This is a genomic window from Nonomuraea candida (assembly GCF_000725485.1).
GTDB classification, from domain to species: domain Bacteria; phylum Actinomycetota; class Actinomycetes; order Streptosporangiales; family Streptosporangiaceae; genus Nonomuraea; species Nonomuraea candida.
In genome coordinates this window covers 696552-710127 of sequence record NZ_KL647031.1, presented here as the reverse complement: position 1 = coordinate 710127, position 13576 = coordinate 696552, and the positions used below count along the sequence as shown (strand labels likewise).

General features: G+C 72.6%; 13 protein-coding genes. 8 read left to right on the top strand and 5 right to left on the bottom strand.

All coding sequences use genetic code 11. The annotated features are described in order from the left end of the window. The first annotated feature begins 53 nt into the window (after positions 1-53). Positions 54-704, top strand: a complete 651-nt coding sequence (locus IO39_RS47105) for a TetR/AcrR family transcriptional regulator (protein ID WP_043639459.1) — start codon at positions 54-56, stop codon at positions 702-704. A gap of 20 nt (positions 705-724) precedes the next feature. Here IO39_RS47105 and IO39_RS47100 read toward each other — a convergent pair whose 3' ends face one another. Beyond that, positions 725-1042: a DUF4190 domain-containing protein gene (locus IO39_RS47100; RefSeq protein ID WP_043639456.1), complete on the bottom strand. Its 318-nt coding sequence runs from the start codon at positions 1040-1042 to the stop codon at positions 725-727. Positions 1043-1159: 117 nt separating this feature from the next. Between IO39_RS47100 and IO39_RS47095 the strand changes: the two genes are divergently transcribed. After that, the gene (locus tag IO39_RS47095) at positions 1160-2107 is read left to right on the top strand and encodes an ion transporter (protein ID WP_084774674.1); all 948 of its coding nucleotides are present in this window, start codon (positions 1160-1162) and stop codon (positions 2105-2107) included. 70 nt (positions 2108-2177) lie between these two features. Here IO39_RS47095 and rpsD read toward each other — a convergent pair whose 3' ends face one another. Continuing rightward, positions 2178-2792: a 30S ribosomal protein S4 gene (gene rpsD, locus IO39_RS47090; RefSeq protein ID WP_043639983.1), complete on the bottom strand. Its 615-nt coding sequence runs from the start codon at positions 2790-2792 to the stop codon at positions 2178-2180. A gap of 77 nt (positions 2793-2869) precedes the next feature. Here rpsD and IO39_RS47085 point away from each other — a divergent pair, with 77 nt between their 5' ends. Continuing rightward, positions 2870-3571 (top strand): hypothetical protein, encoded by a 702-nt coding sequence (locus IO39_RS47085; RefSeq protein WP_043639453.1) that lies wholly within the window; start codon positions 2870-2872, stop codon positions 3569-3571. A gap of 101 nt (positions 3572-3672) precedes the next feature. On the opposite strand, the gene IO39_RS47080 is transcribed toward IO39_RS47085, so the two are convergent. Continuing rightward, positions 3673-4251 (bottom strand): multicopper oxidase domain-containing protein, encoded by a 579-nt coding sequence (locus IO39_RS47080; protein ID WP_043639450.1) that lies wholly within the window; start codon positions 4249-4251, stop codon positions 3673-3675. An 85-nt stretch (positions 4252-4336) separates the two neighbouring features. After that, positions 4337-4996: a TetR/AcrR family transcriptional regulator gene (locus IO39_RS47075; RefSeq protein ID WP_043639447.1), complete on the bottom strand. Its 660-nt coding sequence runs from the start codon at positions 4994-4996 to the stop codon at positions 4337-4339. 82 nt (positions 4997-5078) lie between these two features. Between IO39_RS47075 and IO39_RS47070 the strand changes: the two genes are divergently transcribed. Continuing rightward, positions 5079-6653 carry an ABC-F family ATP-binding cassette domain-containing protein gene (locus IO39_RS47070; protein WP_043639444.1) on the top strand — a complete coding sequence of 525 codons (1575 nt, stop codon included), beginning with the start codon at positions 5079-5081 and terminating at the stop codon, positions 6651-6653. A gap of 117 nt (positions 6654-6770) precedes the next feature. Here IO39_RS47070 and IO39_RS47065 read toward each other — a convergent pair whose 3' ends face one another. Then, positions 6771-7979, bottom strand: coding sequence for an ROK family transcriptional regulator (locus IO39_RS47065; RefSeq protein WP_043639441.1), 1209 nt, complete (start codon positions 7977-7979; stop codon positions 6771-6773). A 141-nt stretch (positions 7980-8120) separates the two neighbouring features. Between IO39_RS47065 and zwf the strand changes: the two genes are divergently transcribed. From zwf to eda, 4 genes are all read left to right on the top strand, one after another. Further along, the gene (zwf, locus tag IO39_RS47060) at positions 8121-9710 is read left to right on the top strand and encodes a glucose-6-phosphate dehydrogenase (RefSeq protein ID WP_439331510.1); all 1590 of its coding nucleotides are present in this window, start codon (positions 8121-8123) and stop codon (positions 9708-9710) included. Then, complete coding sequence (gene edd / locus IO39_RS47055; protein WP_043639438.1) at positions 9710-11653, top strand: phosphogluconate dehydratase; 1944 nt, start codon at positions 9710-9712, stop codon at positions 11651-11653. Before zwf ends, edd begins: the two co-directional genes overlap by 1 nt. A 150-nt stretch (positions 11654-11803) precedes the next feature. Next, positions 11804-12781, top strand: coding sequence for a glucokinase (gene glk / locus IO39_RS47050; RefSeq protein WP_245642650.1), 978 nt, complete (start codon positions 11804-11806; stop codon positions 12779-12781). 176 nt (positions 12782-12957) lie between these two features. Further along, positions 12958-13572 (top strand): bifunctional 4-hydroxy-2-oxoglutarate aldolase/2-dehydro-3-deoxy-phosphogluconate aldolase, encoded by a 615-nt coding sequence (gene eda, locus IO39_RS47045; RefSeq protein WP_043639432.1) that lies wholly within the window; start codon positions 12958-12960, stop codon positions 13570-13572. Positions 13573-13576 lie beyond the last annotated feature (4 nt).

Genomic DNA, 13576 nt, shown 5'->3' with positions numbered 1-13576 from the left:
AACTTTAAGTAACCACAAATTTGGTGTCACTGCAAACTTGGTACGATGACGGCATGCACGAAGGGCTGCGGGAGCGGAAGAAGCGCGAGACCAGGCAGCGGATCTCGGACATCGCGACGGGCCTGTTCATCGCCCGGGGGTTCGACAACGTGACCGTGGCCGAGATCGCGCAGGCCGCCGACGTGTCGGTCAACACGGTCTTCAACTACTTCGGGACCAAGGAGGACCTGTTCGCCGACCGGCAGGAGCTGGCGGTGGACCTGCCGCAGCGGGTGCTGCGCGAGCGCGCGCCGGGAGAGGGCGTGGTGCGCGCGTTCCGGCGCGACTACCTCGACGCGATCGACACGCGCGACTGGCGGTACGGGCTCAACGAGGGCAGCGACGTGTTCACCGGCGTCGTCAACGCCAGCCCGGCGCTGGTGGCCCGGCTGCGCGAGATCGCGGTGGCGCGGGAGGAGGGGCTGGCGCGGGCGCTGGCCGGCGAGCTCGGCGCCGGGCCCGGCGACCTCACCCCGGGGATCGCCGCCGCGCAGATCCTCGCCACCACGCGCATCCTGAGCGACCACGCGCTGGCCCGGATGCTGGCGGGCGAGCCGTGGGAGCGCATCGCGCCGTCACTGCGGGAGCAGGCGGAACGGGCCTTCGACCTGCTGGAGTCCGGCCTGGGCGACTACGGCGCCCGCCCGGCGGCCGATGACGGGTGACCGGCCGGGGCGGGGGGCGGTCAGTAGCTGGTGCTGGTGAAGGCGCCGCCGATGATGCCGACGCCGAAGATGAGCGCCATCAGACCGAAGCTGATGATCATCAGCACGGTGGAGATGATGCCGCAGATGCGCCCGGCCTGGATGTGGCCGCGGTTCTCGTAGTAGTAGCCGCTCTCGTCGATCTCGCGCAGCGCCTTGTTGCCCATCGACCAGGCGAAGGGGCCGATGATCTGGCAGACCACCAGGCTCAGGATGCCCAGCACGAGGATGGTCGTGCCGTTGGGGTGGCTCTGCGGCGGCGGCCCGTAGTAACCGGGCCCCTGGTGGGGATAGGACATGCGCGCGCGGCCCCCTCACGTGGACAAGTCAGGTGGGCTTTATACCACAGTCTCCCTCTTGATCATCATGCGTCATCATGGTAGGGCATATGATCAACCCCCGAGGAGCCTGCCCCCGTGCGTGAACGCACCCGCGCCGTACTCGCCCACCGGCATTTCCAGCGGTTCGTCATCGGCGTCATCCTGATCAACGCGGTCACCCTCGGCCTGGAGACCTTCCCCTCCGTCGTGGAGCGCCACGGCGCCCTGCTGACCGTGGTCGACCACGTCGCGCTCTACATCTTCACCGTCGAGCTGCTCGCCAAGCTCTACGTCGAGCGCACCGCCTTCCTGCGCGACCCGTGGAACATCTTCGACACCCTCATCGTCGCCGTGGCCTTCGCCTCCACCACCGGCGGGCTGTCGGTGCTGCGCGCCCTGCGCATCCTGCGGGTGCTGCGGCTGCTGTCGGTCGTGCCGAGCCTGCGGCGGGTGGTCTCGGCGCTGCTGCGCGCGATGCCCGGGATGAGCTCGATCGTGGTGCTGCTGTCGCTGGTGTTGTACGTGGCCGCCGTCATGGCCACCAAGCTCTACGGCCAGACCGCGCCCGACCGCTTCGGCACCCTGCCGACCTCGCTGTTCACCCTCTACCAGACGATGACGGGCGACGACTGGGGCAACATCGCCAGGGAGGTGATGAGCCGGCACCCCACGGCCTGGATCTTCTTCACCATCTTCATCCTGGTGTGCACCTTCGTGGTGCTCAACCTCTTCCTCGCCGTCGTGGTGAGCGCGATGGACGAGGAGAACGCCGAGGAGCGGGCCGCGCTGGAGGACAGCACCACGGCTCACACCCGGCAGATCCTTCAGGACAGCACCGCGCACACGCGGCAGATCCTGGAGGACGGCACGGCCCATACACGGCAGATCCTGGACGAGCTCGCCGAGCTGCGCAAGGAGGTCGCCGAGCTGCGCGGGCTGCGCGCCCCCGAGCCCGTCGCCGCCGGCGCCGTCCCGGCCGCCACCCACCGGCCCGCCCATCGGGTCGCGACCAGGAAGAAGGCCCGGGGGAAGCGGTCACGCTGACCGCCTCCCCCGGGCCGTCCCCGCAGGCGCGGGTCGCGCCGGCCGCCCCTCCCGGGCCCTTCGGCAGTGCCTAGCGGGAGTAGAACTCCACCACGAGCTGCTCGTCCACCGGGATCGCGATCTGCTCGCGCTCCGGCCGGTGGGTCAGGGTGAAGCGCAGCTCCGGCAGCTCGACCGACAGGTACGGCGCCGTGCGCTCGTCGGCGTACACGCCCTCCGACGCGGCCACGAAGGGCTGCATCCTGCGCGAGCGCTCGCGTACCGAGATGACCTGGCCGGGCTTGACCAGGTAGCTGGGGATGTCGACCTTGCGGCCGTCCACGGCGATGTGCCCGTGGCTGATGTACTGGCGGGCCGCGTAGATCGACGGCGCCAGCCCGGAGCGCAGCACGAGCGAGGCCAGGCGGCTCTCCAGCAGCGAGACCAGCTCGGTGCCCGAGGCGCCCGGCTTGCGCACGGCCAGGTCCCAGTAGCGGCGTAGCTGCCGCTCCGACACGTCGTAGTACCAGCGCAGCTTCTGCTTCTCCATCAGCCGCAGCCCGTAGTCGCCGGTGGTGCGGCGGTTGGTCTTGCGGCCGTGCTCGCCCGGCGGGTAGGGACGCTGCTCGAAGTAGCGGACGGCTTTCCTGGTCAGCGGGACGCCCGCGCGACGCGACAGTCGCACCTTCGGGCCGGTGTAGCGCACGTTCACCTCAATGTGATTAGGTAGTCCTTACTTAGGTAAGGCTAACCTATCACTGTTGCTGCTCTCAAGGAGGCGTCATGCTGCCGATCCCCGAGCGGGTCCGCACCCTCGCCGCGACGGCCACCGTCGCCAAGCTCTCCGTTGACGGCGCCCCCTCACCCGCGCGCGGCGGGGTGGACGAGCGCGGCCGGCCCATCCTGCTGGTACGCCCCGGCGAGGCGCTGCACGGGCTGCGTGCCGACGCCGTGGTGGCGGTGAACCTCACGGCGATGCGGCAACTGGGCACCATCACGCATCCGCGCGGGCTGATCGAGGTGCAGGGCTGGGCCGAGGCCGTGCCGGAGCCGCAGGCGCGGGCCGCGGCGGTGGCGGTGGCCGCGCACACCGCGGACGAGAGCCTGTTCGAGGCGCTGGAGCGGTTCGGCCGGCCGGACGCGCCCCAGTTGTTGCGGATGGACGTGGGCCAGGTGGTGTACCTGACGGGGCAGGAGTCGGGGGTGCTGGACGCCGACGACTACCTGGGGGCGGCGCCCGACCCGTTGAGCGAGACGGCCGAGCGCGTGCTCGCCCACGTCAACGCCTCCCACCGGCCCCAGCTCGCGGCCGGGGTGACGCGGCAGCTCGGGGAGCCGGCGGGCGAGGTGTGGCTGTGGGAGCTGGACCGGTTCGGGGCGACGGTGCGGGTGGACGAGTCGCTCGTGCGCTTCCCGTGGCCGACGCCCGCCCGCTCCGGCATGTGCCTGGAGACGGCGCTGCGCGGCCTCCTGTGCACCTGCTGACCGCCGCCCGGCCGGGCGTGCACCCGCTGGCCGCCGTGCGCGGTCGGCCGGGCGCCCGCTGACCGCCGCCCGGCGCGCCGGGGGTCCGCCCCGTCAGGGGCTCAGTGCGCCGGGTGGGCGGTGGCGATCGTCCGGGGCACCTGGTCCTCGGTGCCGGGCTCCACGATCACGAACTGGCCCATCATGCCGGAGTCCTCGTGCCGCAGGATGTGGCAGTGGTACATGTACGGCGTCGCCGGGTCCGTGAAGCCGCCGAACCGGACGGCCAGCCGCACGGTGCTCTTCGGCGGCACGTAGACCGTGTCCTTGTGGCCGCTCCCGTACGCCGGCGGCCTCTCCCCGTCCACGTCGAGCACCTGGAAGGCCACCTCGTGGATGTGGAAGTTGTGCGCGTACACGGTGTTCTCGATCTCCCAGATCTCGGTGGCTCCGGCCGGGACCACCTCGTCGATCCGGGACATGTCCATCTCCTTGCCGTTGATGGCGTCGTGCCCGTTGAGCCGGAAGCGGCGCACCCTGGCGTTCGCGGGGGCGACGATCGCCTCCGGCGCGGACAGGCGGGCCGGCCCGTCCAGGGGCGGGGCTTCCAGGGATGGGGCGTCCAGGGATGGGGCGTCGATCCGCACCGTCACGCCGGCCGACTCCATGTGCATGTCCTCGGCGAGCAGAACCCGGATCATGCGTCGCTCCCAGCCTCAGGACCCTACTTTCGCCCCATTTCTTCCATCTCGTGAGATCCGCATTGTCGATCATGAAACCGTCACGTCAGGCCCGGTCCGGCGCCGAGCGCGCGCCGGCCATGCCGTCCAGGAGGTAGCCGAGGCCCTCGTCGAACGTGGCGTCCCAGTCGTGCTCCAGGCCGTGCCCGGCCAGGGCGGGATAGCGGCCGGCGCGCTCGCGCAGGAACGCCCCGGTGTCCGGCTCGCCGCTCCGCTGCCAGGAGACCTGCATGATGACCGAGCCCATCACGTAGTTGGCCAGGCTGAAGGCCGCCGTCTTCGGCGCGGCGAACCCGGCCGCGATCAGCGTCCCGTAGAGGAACTCGGTGCGCCCCAGCGCGTTGGGGCCCATGAGCGGCCGGTCCAGGATCGTCGCCGACCACGGGTGACGCAGCAGCGCCGCCCGCCACCGGCCCATCAGCCCCCGCACCGGCGCCCGCCAGTCGCCGCCGTCGCGGGCGGCGGCCAGGTCGTCCAGCGCCACCTCGCCGAAGACGGCGTCCAGGGCCAGGTCCAGCACGTCGTCCTTGGTCTTGACGTGCCAGTAGAGGGTGGTCGAGCCGGTGTCGAGACGCTCGGCCAGGCGGCGCATGGTCAGGCCGCCCACGCCCTCCTCGTCCAGCAGCGCCACGGCCTCCGTGACGATCCGGTCCAGCGTCAGGGTCTGCCTGGGGGTCTTCCGGTCGCGCGACCACACGTTGTCCACGCGGGGATAATACGTTGTACGGGGACCGGATCGATGGTCTAGTTGGTGGAACGTTGATCCGGTGGAGCGGTCTGGAGGTCTCGTGGGGCACGTCGAAGTGAGCGGGGTGACGTACCTGCTGCCCGACGGGCGGCCGTTGCTGCTGGAGGTGTCGTTCAAGGTCGGCGAGGGCGCCAAGGCGGCGCTGGTCGGGCCCAACGGGGCGGGCAAGAGCACGCTGCTGCGCCTCGTCGCCGGCGAGCTGACGCCGGTCGAGGGGCGGGTCGCGGCCACCGGCGGCGTCGGGGTGATGCGGCAGTTCCTCGGCGCGGGCACCGTGCACGACCTGCTGCTCGGCGTGGCCCCGCGGCGCGTGCGGGAGGCGGCCGCGGCGCTGGCGCGGGCGGAGGCGGCCATCGCGGCGCGCGACGACGAGCCGCGCCAGCTCGCCTACGCCCAGGCCATCGCCGACTACGCCGACGCGGGCGGCTACGAGCTGGAGGTGGTGTGGGACGTGTGCGCCACCGAGGCGCTGGGGCTCCCCTACGAGCGGGTCCGGGCCCGGAGCCTGGCCACGCTCTCCGGCGGCGAGCAGAAGCGGCTCATGCTGGAGGCGCTGCTGCGCGGGCCCGACGAGGTGCTGCTCCTCGACGAGCCCGACAACTTCCTCGACGTGCGGGCCAAGCAGTGGCTGGAGCGGGCGATCAGGGGCTCGGCCAAGACCGTGCTGCTCGTCTCCCACGACCGGCGGCTGCTGGCCGAGGCCGCCGACCGGATCGTCACCGTCGAGGGGCGCACGGTGTGGGTGCACGGCGGCGGGTTCGCGACCTACGCCGAGGCCCGCGGGCGGCGCAAGGAGCGGCTGGAGGAGCTGCGGCAGCGGTGGGAGGAGGAGCGGGCCAGGCTGCGGCGGCTGGTGCACACGCTGCGGCAGCGCTCGGCCCACAACGACGCGCTGGCGGGGGCGTACCGGTCGGCGGTGACGCGGCTGGCGCGGTTCGAGCGGGCGGGGCCGCCGCAGCGCGCGCCGAAGGAGCAGAACGTCCGCATGCGGCTGCGCGGCGGGCGCACCGGCAGGCGCGCCGTGGTGTGCGAGGAGCTGGAGCTGACCGGCCTGCTGCGGCCGTTCTCCACCGAGCTCTCCTACGGCGAGCGCGTCGGCGTGCTGGGCATGAACGGCACCGGCAAGTCCCACTTCCTGCGCCTGCTGGCGGGCGAGCCGATCGCGCACACCGGCGTCGCGCGGCTGGGCGCCAGGGTCCGCCCCGGCTACTTCGCCCAGACCCACCTCCGGCCCGACCTGCACGGGCGTGCCACCGCCGAGGTGGTGATGGCCGGGCACGCGCTGACCTGCAACGAGGCGATGGCGGCGCTGGCCCGCTACGAGCTGGCGCCGGCGGGCGGGCAGCCGTTCGAGACGCTGTCGGGCGGGCAGCAGGCCAGGCTGCAGATCCTGCTGCTGGAGCTGTCGGGGGCGACGCTGCTGCTGCTCGACGAGCCGACCGACAACCTCGACCTGGCCAGCGCGGAGGCGCTGCAGGCCGGGCTGGCCGGATACCAGGGGACGGTGCTGGCGGTGACGCACGACCGCTGGTTCGCCGACGACCTCGACCGCTACCTCATCTTCGGCGCCGACGGCCTCGTCCGCGAGAGCCCCGAACCCCGCTGGGACCTCTGAGCGCGGAGCCTGGTCCGGGCACGGGTCCGGGCGAGGGGCCCGGCACGGGTCCGGGCGCGAGCGATCAGTGCCCGAGGCGGCGCGGGCGGTCAGTGCCCGAGGCGGGCGCGGGGGTCGTCAGGCCGGTTCGGCGGCGCGTTCGTGGCGCAGGGCGGTCAGGGTCATGGTCTCGTCCACGGCCTCCGGGGCGAGCACGTGGTCCAGGACCATCACCGCGCATCCGCTGATGCCCGCGCCCGCGCCCAGCCGGCTGGGCTCGATGCGCAGCCGGCGGGTGGCCAGGGCGGTGGAGCGGCGGTAGACGACCTCGCGGATGCTCGACACCAGCGGCCCGAACGCCTCCGCCACGTCCCCGCCCAGCACCACCACCGACGGGTTGAGGATGTTGACCGCCCCGGCCAGCACCTCGCCGATGCGGCGGCCGGCCTCGCGGACCGTGGCCATCGTCTCGGCGTCGCCCGCGCGCACCAGGGCGGTGACGTCGGCGATCGTCTTGACGTCCTTGCCGCGCGCCCGCAGGTCCTTCAGCAGCGCGGTGCCGCTGGCCACGGAGTCGACGCAGTCGTAGTTGCCGCAGCGGCACAGCACGCCGCCGCCGTCGAGCACGGGGATGTGGCCGATCTCGCCGGCCGCGCCGAGCGCGCCGCGCAGGATGCCGCCGCCGGCGATGACGCCCGCGCCGATCCGCGTGGAGATCTTGACGAACATCAGGTCGTTCAGGTCGGGGTAGGCGCCCCGGTGCTCGCCGATGGCCAGCACGTTCACGTCGTTGTCCACGAGCACGGGCACGGGGAAACGGGTGTGGATGATCGGCGGGATGACCACGCCGGTCCAGGAGGCCATGACGCGGGCGCTCTCCGTGCGGCCCTGCGCGAACTCGACCGTGGCGGGCACGCCCATCCCGACGCCGCGGATCATCGAGCGCGGCCGGTCGCCGAGCAGGTCGTCCCAGGTGTCCATGAGCAGCGGCAGCACGATGTCGGGCCCCTGCTCCACGTCCATCGTGAACTCGCGCCCGGCCAGCTCCGCCCCGGCCAGGTCGCAGACCGCCACCCGGGTGCGCGAGGCGCCGAGCGCCGCGACGAGGACCACGCCGCCCGCGGCGTTGAACTCCAGCCGGACGGGCGGGCGCCCGCCCGTGGAGGGCGCGTCGGTGCGCTCCACCACGAGGCCGCGCTCCAGCAGCTCGCCGACGCGCAGCTGCACCGCGGGGCGCGACAGGCCGGTCACCCGGCCGAGGTCGGCCCGCGTCACGGCCTCACCGGTGCGGATGAGGCGGAGCACCTCACCACTTGTGGCGAGGGCGGCAGCGGTACGTCGAGGCATCGGCTAAGTGAACCACATGTGCTTGTGTCATGAAAAGTCACGACTTTTTCATCTCAAATGCCAAAACTCCGCTTGTGTACGACCCAAACTCTGGTTAGTGTCCGTTCTGTCCCTGCTTGGTAGATCATCGGAGCCCCACCCGTGTCCACCGCGTCCTCCGCGTCCAGCGCCGTGCCAGCCACCCCGTCCACCACGACAGCCGCCGGCCTGTCCGGCCGCACGTCCGGCGGCGCGTCCGGCAACCCGTCCGGCAACCCGTCCGGCAACACGTCCGGCAACACGGCCCACACCGCCGACCTCGTCGTCTTCGGCGGCACCGGCGACCTGTCCATGCGCAAGCTGATCCCCGCGCTGTACCACAGCGACCGGGAGGGCCGGCTCTCCCCGGAGACCCGCGTCATCGCCCTGTCCCGGGGCGGGCTGACCGACGCCGACTTCCGCGGCAAGGTGGACGCCGAGGTGCGCGACCAGGTCCCGGTCGACGACCCCGCGATGTGGCAGCGTTTCCTCGGCCGCCTGTTCCACGTGACGGTCGACGTCGGCAGCGAGGACAAGTCCGGCTGGCAGGCCCTGTCGGCGCTGCTGGGCGAGCACGAGCAGCGCGACCGGGTCTACTACCTGGCCAGCCCGCCCAGGACGTTCGGCCCCTTCTGCCGCGGGCTGCAGCAGGCCGGGCTGGTGTCGCCGCGCTCGCGCGTGGTGCTGGAGAAGCCGCTCGGCCACGACCTGCCCAGCGCGCAGCGCATCAACGACGAGGTCGGCGCCATCTTCGAGGAGCGCCAGATCTTCCGCATCGACCACTATCTGGGCAAGGAGACGGTGCAGAACCTGCTGGTCCTGCGCTTCGCCAACGCCTTCCTGGAGCCGATCTGGAACTCCCTGTGGATCGACCACGTCCAGATCACCGCCGCCGAGACGGTCGGCACGCCCGGCCGGCGCGGCTACTACGACCACGCGGGCGCGCTGCGCGACATGGTCCAGAACCACCTGCTGCAGCTCCTGACGCTGACCGCGATGGAGCCGCCGGCGCGCAACGACCGCGAGGCCATCCGCGACGAGAAGGTCAAGGTGCTGCAGGCGCTGCGGCCGATCGCGGGCGGCGAGGTGGAACGTTTCACCGTGCGCGGCCAGTACGTCGAGTCCGACGGCATGGTGGGCTACCTCGACGAGCCGGCCTCCACGCCGCCGAACGAGGACTCGCGGCGGGTGGAGACGTTCACCGCGATCCGGGCCGAGATCAAGAACTGGCGCTGGGCCGGGGTGCCGTTCTACCTGCGGACCGGCAAGCGGATGCCGTACCGGCGCTCGGAGATCGTGGTGCAGTTCAAGGACGTGCCGCACTCCATCTTCCCCGGCGGCACGCCCAACCGCCTCGTCCTGCGGCTGCAGCCGGAGGAGGGCATCGAGCTGCACATCATGGCCAAGGAGCCGGGCGCGGGCGAGGTGACGCTGAAGCCGGTGCCGCTGTCGCTGAACTTCGGCAAGACGTTCACCGCGCGGGTGCCCGAGGCGTACGAGCGGCTGCTGATGGACGTGCTGGCCGGCAACCCGACCCTGTTCATGCGCCGCGACGAGGTCGAGGCGGCCTGGCGGTGGATCGACCCGATCCTCGACGCCTGGCGGGCCGACCCGGCGCTGCCCGAGCCCTACCCCGCGGGGACGACCGGCCCCGCCGGAGCCCACGAACTGCTCGGCCGCAGCGGTCGCGCCTGGCACGAGGAGGAGCTGTGATGAACCCCGTCATCCAGGAGATCACCGACCGGATCGCCGAGCGGAGCGCCGCCAGCCGCTCCGTGTACCTGGAGCGCATCCGCCGCGACGGCGAGGCCGCCAGGGCGAAGGGCCCGGCGCGGGCGCACCTGGGCTGCGCGAACCTCGCGCACGGCTTCGCGGCCGCCCCCGAGGCGGACAAGCCCGCCCTACGCGGCACGGCCAAGCCGGGCGTGGCCATCGTGACCAGCTACAACGACATGCTGTCCGCGCACCAGCCGTACGAGACCTACCCGCCGGAGCTGAAGGCGGCCGTGCGCAAGGCCGGCGGCGTGGCGCAGGTGGCCGGCGGCGTGCCGGCGATGTGCGACGGCATCACGCAGGGCCGCGCGGGCATGGAGCTGTCGCTCTACAGCCGGGACGTCATCGCCATGGCCACCGCGATCGCGCTGTCGCACGACATGTTCGACGCCACGCTGCTGCTGGGCGTGTGCGACAAGATCGTGCCGGGGCTGTTCATCGGGGCGCTGCACTTCGGGCACCTGCCCGCGATCTTCGTGCCGGCCGGCCCGATGACCTCGGGCCTGCCGAACAAGGTCAAGGCGCGCACCCGGCAGTTGTTCGCCGAGGGCAAGGTGGGCAGGGACGAGCTGCTGGAGGCCGAGTCCAAGTCCTACCACTCGCCCGGCACCTGCACCTTCTACGGCACCGCGAACTCCAACCAGGCGCTGATGGAGGTCATGGGCCTGCACCTGCCGGGCTCGACGTTCGTCAACCCGCACACCGAGCTGCGCCACGCCCTCACCGAGGCCGCGGGGCGCCGGGCGGTGGAGATCACCGCGCACGGCGGGGCGTACACGCCGATCGGCGAGCTGGTCGACGAGAAGGCCATCGTGAACGCCTGCGTCGCGCTGCTGGCCACCGGCGGCTCCACGAACCACACGCTGCACCTGGTCGCCATGGCCGCCGCCGCGGGCATCGTGCTGACCTGGGACGACCTGGCCTGCCTGTCGGAGGTCGTGCCGTCGCTGACCAAGATCTACCCCAACGGCCAGGCGGACGTGAACCACTTCCGCGAGGCCGGCGGCATGCAGGTGCTGATCGGCGACCTGCTCGACGCGGGCCTGCTGCACGCCGACGTGATGACCGTGGCCGGCCCGGGCCTCGACCGTTACCGCGAGGCGCCGGAGCTGGTGGACGGCGAGCTGGTCTGGTCGCCGGTGACCGGCGGCAGCAAGGACCTGGACGTGCTGCGGCCGGTCTCCGACCCGTTCTCGGCCGACGGCGGCATCCACATGGTCGAGGGCAACCTCGGCCGCGCCGTCAGCAAGGTCTCGGCGGTCAAGCCCGAGCACCTGGTCATCGAGGCGCCGGCCAAGGTCTTCCACGACCAGCTCGACCTGATGAAGGCGTTCGAGGCGGGCGAGCTGGACGGGCAGGACTTCGTGGCGGTCATCCGCTACCAGGGCCCGAGCGCGAACGGCATGCCCGAGCTGCACAAGCTCACCTCGCCCCTGGCGGTGCTGCTCGACCGGGGCCAGCGGGTGGCCATCGTCACCGACGGGCGCATGTCGGGCGCGTCGGGCAAGGTGCCGGCGGCGATCCACCTGTCGCCCGAGGCCGCCGACGGCGGGCCGATCGCGCTGGTGCGCGACGGCGACGTGATCAGGCTGGACTCGGCGGCGGGCACGCTGGAGCTGCTGGTGCCGGCCGAGGAGCTGGCCGGCCGCGCGCCGGAGGGCCGGCCGCTGAGCGACGCCCAGTGGGTCGGCACGGGCCGTGAGCTGTTCGCCGCCTTCCGCCGCATGGCGGGGCACGCCGAGCAGGGCGCCGGCATCTTCGGGATCAGCGGCGCCGAGTCGCCGCACCACGGTCCCGGGCTGGGCTTCCCGGCCCAGGCGGGCTCCTCGCACCTGGAGACGGGCGTGTCGGTCGGCGCGCGGCCCGCCGGACTGGTCCGGTGACCAACTATAAGACGGTACGGTGCTCTATGTCCGTTTGGCGCGCTCTGAACGCTCCTGAGCCCGTACCCTCACATCCTCCCGTGAACGGTCGTGGCATCCTTCGGTGTATGGCGCGCGATCTTGACGCCGCCCTGAATGCCGGAGGTATGCGTGAGTGCCTTTGACCTTCCGTGGCTCGTCGCCGACATCGGAGGGACCAACGCCAGGTTCGGCCTGGTCACGTCCCTGGAGGCGCGGCCGACGAACGTCGCGGTCCTGGCCGGTGCCGACTACGGCACCCTTCCCGAAGCCGTAGCCGCCTATCTCGCGGAACACGCGGGCGGAGTGCGGCCGGGGGCGGCCTGCCTGGCGCTCGCCGGGCCGATCGACGGCGACCACTACCGGCTCACGAACTCGCACTGGGCCGGGTCCGTACGCGACCTGGGGATCCCCTACGTCCGCCTCCTCAACGACTTCGAGGCGCTGGCCGTGTCGCTGCCGCACCTGGACGGCGACGAGCTGGTCTCCCTGGGCGGCCCCGCGCCGCACCACGGCGTCAAGGCGGTGCTGGGCCCGGGGACCGGGCTCGGCGTCGGCGGGCTGGTGCCCGTCGAGCACGGCTGGGCCCCGATCCCCGGCGAGGGCGGGCACGCCACGGTGCCGGTGCTGGAGCCGCGCGAGCTGGAGATCGTCCGGGCGCTGCAGGCGCAGGGCCTGCCGCACGTGGTGGCCGAGCACCTGCTCTCGGGCCCCGGGCTGGTACGGCTGCACCGGGCGCTGGCCCTGGTCAACGGCGTCACCGCGCCCGAGCTGACCGCCTCGGACATCGTGGCCAGGGTCGACGACTCGCTGTGCGCGGAGACGGTCGAGGTGTTCTGCGCGATGCTGGGCACCTTCAGCGGCAACGTCGCGCTCACGCTCGGCGCCCGGGGCGGGGTGTACCTGGCCGGCGGCGTGCTGCCGCGCATCGTGGAGCGCGTGCGGGCCAGCGGTTTCCGGGCCAGGTTCGAGGACAATCCGGACATGGCCGCGTACCTGGCGGAGATCGGGACCGTGCTCATCGTCGCGGCCCAGCCGGGGATGACGGGCGCGGCGGCCTGGCTGCGCCAGCGCGCCCGCACGGAACTGGTGGGCCCGGCGGCCCTTTGAACCGTCCCCTGCCGGGCAGGTGACCGCGTTGTACGAGACAACGCGCCGCACAGGACGCGTCCCGTGAGACCGGCCGCGTCCCACCGGACAGGACGCGTTGTACGCGACAAGACGCACGTGACAAGACGCACCTGACAAGACGACGGCCGTGAGACGGCCGACGAGGAGAGAGAACCATGAGCCTGCTCGATCTCGCCCCCGTGATCCCCGTCGTGGTGATCGAGGACGCCGGCACCGCCGTCCCGCTGGCCAGGGCGCTGGTGGCCGGCGGACTGCCGGTCATCGAGGTGACCCTGCGCACGCCGGCCGCCCGTGAGGCCATCGCCAGGATCGCCGAGGAGGTGCCCGAGGCGACCGTGGGCGCGGGGACGATCCGGACCACCGACGACATCGCCTCCTCGGTGGCGGCGGGGGCGAAGTTCCTCGTCTCGCCGGGCACGACGCTGTCCCTGGTGGAGGCGCTGGACGCCAGCGGGGTGCCGTACCTGCCGGGCGCGGCCACCGTGACCGAGGTGATGGCGCTGGCCGAGCGGGGGGTCAAGGAGCTGAAGTTCTTCCCGGCCGAGGCGGCCGGCGGCGTGCCGTACCTGAAGTCGCTGTCCGGGCCGCTGCCCGACGTGCGCTTCTGCCCGACCGGCGGCATCCGCCCGGAGACCGCCCGCGACTACCTGGCGCTGCCCAACGTGGGCTGCGTCGGCGGCACCTGGCTGACGCCGGCCGACGCCATCGCCTCGGGCGACTGGTCCCGCGTGGAGAAGCTGGCCGCCGAGGCGGCCGCACTCCGCGCCTAGCACG

Coding starts and splice junctions, on each gene's coding strand:
- eda (WP_043639432.1), top strand. CDS start 12,958: ATGAGCCTGCTCGATCTCGCCCCCGTGATCCCCGTCGTGGTGATCGAG.
- IO39_RS47105 (WP_043639459.1), top strand. CDS start 54: ATGCACGAAGGGCTGCGGGAGCGGAAGAAGCGCGAGACCAGGCAGCGG.
- IO39_RS47080 (WP_043639450.1), bottom strand. CDS start 4,251: ATGATCCGGGTTCTGCTCGCCGAGGACATGCACATGGAGTCGGCCGGC.
- IO39_RS47085 (WP_043639453.1), top strand. CDS start 2,870: ATGCTGCCGATCCCCGAGCGGGTCCGCACCCTCGCCGCGACGGCCACC.
- IO39_RS47065 (WP_043639441.1), bottom strand. CDS start 7,979: ATGCCTCGACGTACCGCTGCCGCCCTCGCCACAAGTGGTGAGGTGCTC.
- edd (WP_043639438.1), top strand. CDS start 9,710: ATGAACCCCGTCATCCAGGAGATCACCGACCGGATCGCCGAGCGGAGC.
- IO39_RS47100 (WP_043639456.1), bottom strand. CDS start 1,042: ATGTCCTATCCCCACCAGGGGCCCGGTTACTACGGGCCGCCGCCGCAG.